General features: G+C 68.4%; 7 protein-coding genes. 5 read left to right on the top strand and 2 right to left on the bottom strand.

Features of this window, described 5'->3' with window-relative positions; all coding sequences use genetic code 11:
* Positions 1-60 precede the first annotated feature (60 nt).
* A complete protein-coding gene (locus ACZ3HL_RS26855; protein ID WP_465534593.1) occupies positions 61-1,293 on the top strand; it encodes an HNH endonuclease signature motif containing protein in 1,233 nt (410 codons plus the stop codon).
* A 457-nt stretch (positions 1,294-1,750) separates the two neighbouring features.
* On the opposite strand, the gene ACZ3HL_RS26850 is transcribed toward ACZ3HL_RS26855, so the two are convergent.
* Positions 1,751-2,671, bottom strand: coding sequence for a helix-turn-helix domain-containing protein (locus ACZ3HL_RS26850; protein WP_465534502.1), 921 nt, complete (start codon positions 2,669-2,671; stop codon positions 1,751-1,753).
* 182 nt (positions 2,672-2,853) lie between these two features.
* On the opposite strand from ACZ3HL_RS26850, the gene ACZ3HL_RS26845 reads away from it, so the two are divergent.
* Both ACZ3HL_RS26845 and ACZ3HL_RS26840 read left to right on the top strand, forming a co-directional pair.
* Positions 2,854-4,056 (top strand): cytochrome P450, encoded by a 1,203-nt coding sequence (locus tag ACZ3HL_RS26845; RefSeq protein WP_465534501.1) that lies wholly within the window; start codon positions 2,854-2,856, stop codon positions 4,054-4,056.
* Positions 4,057-4,061: 5 nt separating this feature from the next.
* A complete protein-coding gene (locus ACZ3HL_RS26840) occupies positions 4,062-4,241 on the top strand; it encodes a ferredoxin (RefSeq protein ID WP_465420019.1) in 180 nt (59 codons plus the stop codon).
* Positions 4,242-4,287: 46 nt separating this feature from the next.
* Here ACZ3HL_RS26840 and ACZ3HL_RS26835 read toward each other — a convergent pair whose 3' ends face one another.
* Positions 4,288-4,839: a snapalysin family zinc-dependent metalloprotease gene (locus ACZ3HL_RS26835; protein WP_465420021.1), complete on the bottom strand. Its 552-nt coding sequence runs from the start codon at positions 4,837-4,839 to the stop codon at positions 4,288-4,290.
* A 137-nt stretch (positions 4,840-4,976) separates the two neighbouring features.
* On the opposite strand from ACZ3HL_RS26835, the gene ACZ3HL_RS26830 reads away from it, so the two are divergent.
* Both ACZ3HL_RS26830 and ACZ3HL_RS26825 read left to right on the top strand, forming a co-directional pair.
* On the top strand, positions 4,977-7,598 hold the full coding sequence (locus ACZ3HL_RS26830) for a P-loop NTPase fold protein (RefSeq protein ID WP_465534500.1): 2,622 nt from the start codon (positions 4,977-4,979) through the stop codon (positions 7,596-7,598).
* Between the two features lie 36 nt (positions 7,599-7,634).
* On the top strand, positions 7,635-9,389 hold the full coding sequence (locus tag ACZ3HL_RS26825) for a substrate-binding and vWA domain-containing protein (RefSeq protein WP_465534499.1): 1,755 nt from the start codon (positions 7,635-7,637) through the stop codon (positions 9,387-9,389).
* Position 9,390: the final 1 nt, after the last annotated feature.

The following is a 9,390-nucleotide window of genomic DNA, read 5'->3' as shown; positions in this document are numbered from 1 at the left end:
AGGCCGGAAACTGTCGGTGGCCGGTCGTATGGTCGTGCGGTGGACACAAAATCCGCGCCTGTGGCGCTACTGGAAAGACTCACCGACCCCGAGGTGCTGAAAGCGGTGAACGCTTCGGTCATTTCTTTGGACGACAAGGATTCCGTCGCGGTCGCGCAAGCGGCGTCGGCCGGGATCGCACGGCTGGAAGCGGTCCGGTTCCGGGCGCTGTCCCAGTTGAACCGGCATCGCGACGGGGCATCAAGCGTCACGCAGGAGGTCGCCTTCGCCTTGTCTGCCAACGACAATCATGCCGGTGCGATGGTCGCCGCGGCCGATGCGTTGACCACCCGCCTGCCTCGCACTCTGTCCTTGATGGACCAAGGAGAAGTGAGCGGCTTCGGAGCGATGAAGGTCGCCGCGGCCACCGCGTGGCTGTCGGACGAGGACGCCCGTGCCGTCGATGCCCTCTTGGAGGAGCGTTTGCCGGGCAGGAACCCTGATCAGATCAGGAAAGCGGCGAACCACGCGGCGACGACCGTCGACCGCGAGGGCGCCGAAGCACGGGCCGAACGGCATCGCGAAGGCCGTCGCCTGACCTTGCGGCAAGGTGAAACGGGAGTGGCGTCGATCGAGATCGAAGACGGGCCGGTCGAGAAAGTCACCGCCGCCTACCGGCGTATCGACCGGGAAGCCCGGACGCTCAAGACCGGGGAGGAGACCCGCACGCTGGACCAACTGCGTGCCGACGTCGCGCTCGACCTCCTGCTCGGCGGCCAAGGCGGCACCAGCGAGCGCACCGAAGTGTTCCTGTACATGGACCTGTTCACCTATCTGGGCCTCAACGACGACCCGGCGGAGCTGGCCGGACACGGCACAGTTCCCGCCGCACTGGCCCGGCACATCGCCACCGGCCCGAACACCGTGCTACGCCGCATCATCACCGACCCGCTTTCCGGCCAGGTCCTCGACCTCGGGCGGGGCCGGTACCGTCCCACCGCCGGCTTGGACGAGTTCGTCCGCGTGCGGGACCGCGAATGCCGAAGACCCGGCTGCCACCGTCCCGCGCAAGCATGCGACATCGATCATTCCGTGCCCTGGCAGCACGGCGGCCACACCAACGCCGACGAACTGGTCGATCTCTGCCGACGAGACCACCGCCTCAAAGACGAACCCGGCTGGACCTACCGCCTCGCCGCCGACGGCACCCTCACCATCACCACCCCCACCGGGCAGAGCTACGACAGCTCACCCCCGCCACTTCACCTACCGCGCCCAAGGACACCGCTCGCCGACGAACCGCCACCGTTCTGAGCCTCATTGCCGGTAAGCGGCGACGGGTGGTGTTCTGTTTGAGGGCTGCCGCTGGCCAGTCCCGGGTTGTCGGAAAGTGGCGACGGGCGTGTTTCGCCTTGGTGCTGAAGTGTTGCTGTCGTCGAGTCCCGTCTTCAGGCCCGGGTTGCCGGTGAGCGGCAACGGGCGGTGTTCGGCTTAAGGGCTGCCGCTGACCAGTCCCAGGTTGCCGGAACGTGGCGACGGGCGTGTTTCGTCCTTGGCGCTGAAGCGTTGCTGTCGTCGAGTCCCGTCTTCAGGCCCGGGTTGCCGGAAACCGGCGACGGGCATGTTCCGCATCGGTGCTCAAGCCTTACCGCTGACCACTCACCTCATCAGGTCCGCGTCGCCGAAAAGCGGCCACAGGCGGCATGTCCCCGAGCCCCCAGACCGGACGCAGCCATCGCATACGCGAACCACCCGAGCCACCCGAAATCACTCAAGATCCCAACGCGGCCAACTGCCCAGCCGTCAGCCGTTCCACCAACGGAACCGCCCGATACTCCCCACAACGAGAATCCAGCCTCACCGGTCCGGCGATGTGCGGATGCTCCTGCGCCACCCGCAAGGCGGCCGAAACCCGATCGGACGGCCAGTCCAGCGCGGACGCGAGAGCCGAAACGGGCAGCCCTCGTCCGGCGTGCAGGAGTGCGGCGAGCACGGTCAGCGCGTCACCGGCGAAGACCGCGACGCGGTCGTCCAGCATGATTTCGTTGATGCGCGCGTGGAATCGGGAGAGGTCGTCCATGCGGGCGCCCGCGGGGGTCGCGACGCCGAGGACTTCGGCGCCCTGGCGGGAGACCTTGACCCATTCCTGGTTCGAGCGGACGCTTTCGGCCCACACCCGCTGGGGCATTTCCTCGTCGATGACGTATTGCTCCCGGCGGCCGTCGCGTTCCCGTTTGAGCATGGCCTGCGCTTCGAGGTAGGCGACGGCGTTCGAGATCGAGGCCGGGCTGACCTGGAGCCGCCGGGCGAGGTCGGCGGCGGTGAGCACGCCGTCGTCGCTGACGGCCAGGCAGGCGAGGACCCGCGCGGTCATCCGGGGCAATCCGGTCGCCACGATCATCTCGGCGAAGTCGGTTTCGAAGGCGCGTACGGCTTCCGGGTCGCGTCCGTAGCCGTTGTCGACGACGGGGACGGCGCGCGGTTGCGGTTTGCGGCGGCGCGCGCGTTCGCCGGTGACGCGGTTCGCTTCTTCGGCGCGGTAGCCGGAACGGCCGCTGTTGCGCGCGACCTCGCGGCTGATCGTCGACGTCGGCCGCCCGAGCCGCCGGGCGATCTCGGCGTAACCGAGACCGTCCTTGAGCCAGGCCGCGATCAGCCGTCGATCCTCCTGGGTCAGCCTGCCGCCCGGCATGGCACCTCCTGTGCGTTCACGCGCAGATCATTGCAACGAGACGTTGCGTTCACTGGCACGACCGTTGCAACGATCTCAGGAAATCTACCAGCAACAACAGCAAAAAGGCCAGCCCATAGCTTTGAGGCGAACGTAAATGCAACGTAGCCTTTGGGTATCGGTAAAAACTGGGAGGAACAGACATGACCACTTCGGTCCCACAACTCACCGAGCTTCCCCTCGATCGGCCGCGGGGCTGCCCGTTCGACCCGCCCGCCGAGCTCGGCGCGCTGCGCGACGAGCATCCGCTCGTCCGGCTGACGTTCCCCGACGGGCATGAAGGCTGGCTTGCGACAGGGCACGCGATCGTCCGCGCCGTCCTCGCGGATCCGCGGTTCAGTGCCCGGCAGGAGCTGATGCACTCGCCGCTGCCGGGTGCGGCCGCGATGGTGGAGATTCCGCCGGCGGCCCCGGGAATGTTCATCAGAATGGACGGTGCGGAGCACGCGCGGTACCGCAAGCTGCTCACCGGCAAGTTCACCGTCCGCCGGATGCGGCTGCTCTCCGCGCGGGTGGAGCAGGTGACCACCGAATATCTCGACGCGATGGAGCGGCAAGGGACGTCGGCCGACCTGGTGCAGGCGTTCGCGCAGCCCATTCCCGCGCTGATGATCTGCGAGCTGCTCGGCGTGCCCTACGAAGACCACGAGTTCTTCCGCCGCAACGTCCTGCCACTGAACCTGCCGGACGCGCCGGCCGAGGAGAAGGAAGCCGCGATCAACGCGCTGGGGGGTTACCTGTACGAACTCATCGTGGCGAAACGGGCCGCGCCGACCGACGACATCCTCGGTGAACTGACGACGACGGAGCTCACCGACGAGGAGCTCACCAGTATCGCGTTCCTCTTGCTGGGCGCCGGTTTGGACACGACGGCCAACATGCTCGCGCTGGGCACTTTCGCTTTGCTGCAACATCCGGACCAGCTCGCGGCGATCCGCGAGGACCCGGAACGCGTCGAAGGCGCGATCGAGGAATTGCTGCGCTATCTGACCATCGCGCACACCGGCGCGCGCACCGCGCTCGAGGACGTCGAGATCGGCGGGCAGCTCGTCAAGGCCGGGGAGGTGGTCGCGCTTTCGGCACAGGCCGCCAACCGTGATCCGCTGAAGTTCCCGGAACCCGACCGGCTCGACGTCCGCCGGAACGCCGCCGGGCACGGCTCCTTCGGGCACGGGGTCCACCAGTGCCTCGGCCAGCAGCTCGCGCGGGTCCAGATGAAGGTCGCCTTCACTGGGCTGCTCGCCAGGTTCCCGAAGCTGCGTCTCGCCGTTCCGGCCGGCGAGATCCCGATGCGGACGGACTCCGACATCTACGGGGTGTACGCGCTCCCGGTGGCCTGGGACTGATCGCGATGAAACTCGAAGTGGACCGGGAACGCTGTGTGGGCGCCGGAATGTGCGTGCTGACCGCGCCCGCGGTGTTCGAACAGGACGAGGTGGACGGCCGGGTCCGGTTGCTGGACCCGGAACCGGCAGAGATCGGCGACGCCGTGCAGTCGTGCCCGGCGGCGGCGATCACGGCGAAAGAGTGAAGATCCCAGTCCAGGGGGTGCCGGGCGGGCACCCCCTGGCACGGGATCAGCCGACGTCCGCGAGGACCTTGCCCGCGTCGGCGCTCGGCACCGCGGTGCCGGCGTAGAGCTGCTGGACCCTGGCCTTCTCCTGCGCGTTCGGGTTCACGCTCTTGCAGCTGACCCCGCCGGTCGAGCCGGACATCAGCGACGAGCACGGGCCGGGCTTCACGTCGGGCAGGCCGAGGCTGTGCCCGAGTTCGTGGGAAGCGATCCGCGGCGTGTAATAGCCCTGCTGGACGGCCTGCCTGCCCATCCACACGGTGACCGTGCCGCTTGGGCGGACCGGGCCGAGCGTGGCGCGCGGCCAGCCGTTGTCGGCGATGACCCGGATGTTGACCCGCTGCCCCGGCGTCGCCTTCACGATACGGACGTTGGTGACGTTGGTGTTCCAGACGTTGACGCCGGCGGCCACCGCGTCCTTGAACTCCGCGGCCTGGCTGTCGTCGTAGGTCAGGGTCGTCGCCATGATCTCGGCGGCACCGGCGGAGGGGGCCGAGAGCATCGAGACGGAGAGCGCGGCGCCGGTGAGCACCGCGGCGAAGGTACGTCGAAGCACGTTGAACTCCTCGCGTTTAAGGCGTGCTGGAATTTCGGAGCAGTGTCGACACTGAACCTTTCGAGGTCGCCGGGGTACCCGCCGATAGTCGCCTGTCGTTAACCATGATCTTGACGCGACCGGAAGACTGTGCCGTTATGACGACGGCGCGTTTCACCGGACACGAAGAACCGATCCTCGCGGTCGCGGTGAAGGGAAACCGGCTGGTCACCGGGGGTGCGGACCGGACCGTGCGGGTCTGGGACCTGGAGACCGGAGAGCAGCGTTTCGCACTGAGCGGCCATGATCGGCCGGTGCTCGCGGTGGGTATCTCGGGTCAGTACGTGGTCGGTTGCGATGGGGCGACGGTGCGGCGCTGGCGGATCACCGGTACCGGCGCGCATCCCCCGGAGGTCCAGACCACCAGGCGGACGGTGGCGGTCGCGGTGGCGAAGGACTTCGCCGTGTCCGGCGCGGGAAGCACCGTCGAGGTCCGGCGGCTGGACGGCGCGACGGTACGGGCCCTGCGCACCGGCGGTCCGGAGGTCGAGTCGGTCGCGGTGACCCCGGACGGCCGGGTCGTCGTCGCCGGGGACGACGCCGGTGGCGTGCGGCTGTGGGACCGGGAAATCGTTTCCCACTACCGATTCGGCGGCGCCGGAGCGGTCCATGTGGTCGCGATCTCGGCCGACGGCGAGCAGGTGCTGTCCGCCGAAGGCGAGATGGTCCGGTTGTGGGGGCGCAAGGGCGATCCCGCCCTCGTCTTCCCCGGGCACACCGGCGTGGTGCGCTCGCTGGCCTTCGGCGCGGACGGCAAACTGGTGCTCTCCGGCGGTTCCGACGGCGAGGTCCGCGTCCGCGAGATCGACGACCCGCGGGACTACACGCTCCTCAAGGGACATCAGGGGAACGTCCGGGCGATCGTCTGCACCGCGGGCAACGAGAAGATCGTCACGGTCGGGGACGACCGCACGATCCGGGTGTGGGACCGCTTCGGCAACCAGATCGACGGCACCGGCTTCGTCGAGCCCAAACCGGGCCGGGCGCGGCCGCGGATCACTCCCGACGTCGAAAGCCCGGTCGACCTGATCGGCTTCCACGACGACGTGCGCACCCTCGCCGCGGTCATCGCCGACCGCGAGACCAGCCCGCCGCTGTGCGTCGCGCTGCTGGGCCCGTGGGGTTCCGGCAAGTCGAGTTTCGTCCGGCAGGTGACCGACCGGGTGGCCGAACTGGCGCGCCGCTCCCGCGGCGACGCCGCCAACAGCGTGTTCACCGGTGAGATCCGGCAGATCCGGTTCAACGCCTGGCAGTACCACGACGACCATCTGTGGGTCGGGCTGGTGGACCACCTGTTCCGCAACCTCGGCGCGCCCGAGACGCACGCGGACGCCGGCGAGGTCCGCGCCGAACGCGAGGAGCTGCGGAACCGGCTCGCGGGGCTGAAGGCCGTCAAGGCGGATTCCCCGCTCACCTGGCGCTGGCGGCTGCTGGTGTCCGGGGTGGACCGGGCCGAACGCCGACGGCGGAGGCTCGCCGTCGCGGGGTACGCGGTGCTGGGCGTGCTCGGCGCCGCCGCGGCGATCACCGGCTGGGCCTTGTGGCACAACGCGATCCTCGCCGCGGCCGGTGCCGTCGTCGCGATCGGCGCCGTGCTGACCCCGGCGCTCACCACCGCCAGATCCGCGCTCGCGCCGGTGAAGTCCACATTGGACAAGCTGCGGCACGACGTCGACAAACGCGCGGAACGGTTCGACGCCGAGGTGCGGGAGACCGAGGAACGACTGCGGCGGCTGGACGCGGCCAGCAGGCTCGGAGATCTGATCGAAGAGGCGAAGACCGGGAGATACGGGGACTACCAAGGGGTTTTCGCCCGGGTCCGGGAAGACCTCGCGAACCTGAGCGCCGATCTGGTGGACGCCAGGGAGGAATGGCTGCGGGCGGGCGGCGAGGGCAAGCCGCCGCTGGAACGGATCGTCCTCTACATCGACGATCTCGACCGCTGTCCGCCGTCGAAGGTGATCGAAGTGCTGGCCGCGGTGCATCTGCTGCTGGCGCTTCCCGCGTTCGTCGTGGTGGTCGCGGTCGACCCGCGGTGGCTGCGGCGCTGTCTCGACCAGCACCACGAGGAACTGTTCGGCGCGGGGGAGGCGCGGCGGGCGGAGTACCTCGACAAGATCTTCCAGATCGTGTTCGCCCTGCGCCCCATGGGAACCGCGGCGGACGAGCTGATCGACGCCCTGATGCCGATCGAGGAACGGGACCCCCGGCCGTCCGAGCCCGAAGAATGGCCTGAGGACGAGAGTGTCCCCGAAGACGGCGAAACGAGAGAGGTCGTCGTCCGGGAAACGGCCCCGCCGACGTTCTACAACATGCGGCCGGACCGGTTGCGGCTCACCGAGGTCGAACGCGCCTTCGTCCATGTACTGAGGAAAAGGCTGAACACACCGCGAGAGATCCGGAAGCTGGTCAACCTCTACCGGCTCGTGCGCATCGGTATCCCGGACGCGCGGCTCGCGCGGTTCGTCGGTGGCCCCTACCGCGCGGTGCTCGTCCTGCTGACCCTGCTGGTCGCCGATCCCGACGCCGCGCGCAGGACGTTCATCGCCCTCTCCGCCGGGGAATCGTTACGGGAGGCCTTTCCACCTGAATGGCGGCTAGACGCCGAATCCTTCGATGATCTACAGGTCTATCGGAATTGGGTGGGCACCCTCGCCCGCTTCAGTTTCGAAACCTACGATTTGGTGACCGAGGACGCGGAAGCGGGAACCACGTTGTAGCTACACTTGCCCGCTACGACGGCTAGGGGGCGGCGCATGCGGAGATCAGGCTGGCTTTCGCTCGTCTTCGGCGCGCTCGTCGGGACGCTCGTGATCGTCCTGCTCGCCACCACGGTCCCCCCGCCCTCGAACGCGACCAGGGCCGACTGCGTCCGCCTGATCACCAGTTCTTCCACGGAGAAGGGCGATCTGATCGCCGAACTGGCCGAGCGGTACAACAACACCGGCCGGACGTTCGACGGCGGCCGGTGCGCGAAGGTCGAGGCACACAAGAAGACCTCGGGTGCCACGCTCGACCTCATCGCCGACGGCTGGAACGACGTCGACCAGCACCAGCCCGAGCCCCAGGTCTGGCTGCCCAGTTCGTCACTCTGGCTCGATCTGCTGCGCCAGCGCGGAAAGGGCGACCGGATCAAGGCCGGGCCGAAGACCTCGCTCGCGACCAGCCCGATGGTGATCGCGATGCCGGAGCCGATGGCCAAGGCGATGGGCTGGCCGGGCAAGACCCTCGGCTGGGGCGACGTACTGGAAGTGAACCGGAACGGTGGCTGGGCCTCGAAAGGCGCGGCGTACGCCCAGTGGGGGAACTTCACGCTCGGCAAGGACAACCCGCGGCGGTCGACGTCCGGGCTCGCCGCGACCATCGCGACCTACTTCGCCGCGACGGGTGGCGACTACGGCAAGATCGGCACGGCGGAGACCGTGCAGTTCGTCCGCGGGATCGAGGCGTCGGTCGCCTACTACAGCGACGATTCGGTGGCCTTCCTGAAGACGCTGTACGACGAGGACCGCAAGAAGCCGACGCCCTACATCAGCGCGATGGCGATGCAGGAGCAGATGGTCTACCTCTACAACCGGGGCGTGCCGACCGGGGATCCGGCGCAGCTGAAGGGAAACCCCGTCGCGCCGTTGCGCCCGCTGGTCGCCGTCCACCCCCGGGAAGGGACGATGCTGATCGATCATCCCTTCCTGACCACCGCGAACGCGTCCCCGGAGCAGCAGGCCGCGGCCAAGGACTTCTACGACTTCCTCCTGGAACCCGGCCAGCAGGACCGGTTCCGGGAGCTCGGGTTCCGCGACCCCGGCGGTAACGGGACCCCGGAGCTCGCCAGCGTCGTGGGCACCCAGGGAGCCCAGGAGCCGCCGAAGATCGGCGTCCCCACCGGCGAACAGATCCAGAAGATGCTGGACGGGTGGGAGTACACGCAGCGGCGCGGCCGGATCCTGCTGGTACTGGACCTGTCCGGCTCGATGAACGAACCGTTCGACAAGAACCGCAAGGACAAGCCGTACTCCGAAAGCCGGATCGCCCTGCTGAAACCCGCGATCCGGAAACAGCTCGAGTACCTGCATCCCGAAGACGAGGTCGGGCTGTGGACGTTCTCCGACCGGTACGAGGAGAAGATGCCGATCGGCAAGGTGAAGAACGTCCGCGGCCCGATGCTCGACCTGGTCGAAAACCTGACCCCGAAAGGCGATACGGCGCTGTACGAGACCGTGATGGCCGCCAACGAGAAGATGCGGCGGGAGTTCGACCCGAACCTGATCAACGCCGTCGTCTTCCTGACCGACGGCGAGAACACCGAGGCCGGGACGAAGGAGCAGGTGCTGCAGAACGTCGACGCCGAGCGGCTGGACAACTCCGTCCGCATCTTCACCATGGCCTACGGCCCGCAGGCCGACAGTCGCGTCCTCGACGAGATCGCGCAGAAGTCCAAGGCCCGCGGCTACCAGGCCGTCGACCCGCACGGCATCGACAAGATGTTCGTCAACGTCTTCAGCAACTTCTGAC

The organism is Amycolatopsis sp. NPDC000009 (assembly GCF_055563465.1).
The sequence above is the reverse complement of the archived record's forward strand: the minus strand, read 5'-3'. Positions and strand labels throughout refer to the sequence as shown.

What these genes read in the sequence shown, in the direction of transcription:
- ACZ3HL_RS26850 (WP_465534502.1), bottom strand. Translation starts at nt 2,671, where the DNA reads ATGCCGGGCGGCAGGCTGACCCAGGAGGATCGACGGCTGATCGCGGCC.
- ACZ3HL_RS26845 (WP_465534501.1), top strand. Translation starts at nt 2,854, where the DNA reads ATGACCACTTCGGTCCCACAACTCACCGAGCTTCCCCTCGATCGGCCG.
- ACZ3HL_RS26840 (WP_465420019.1), top strand. Translation starts at nt 4,062, where the DNA reads ATGAAACTCGAAGTGGACCGGGAACGCTGTGTGGGCGCCGGAATGTGC.
- ACZ3HL_RS26830 (WP_465534500.1), top strand. Translation starts at nt 4,977, where the DNA reads ATGACGACGGCGCGTTTCACCGGACACGAAGAACCGATCCTCGCGGTC.
- ACZ3HL_RS26825 (WP_465534499.1), top strand. Translation starts at nt 7,635, where the DNA reads ATGCGGAGATCAGGCTGGCTTTCGCTCGTCTTCGGCGCGCTCGTCGGG.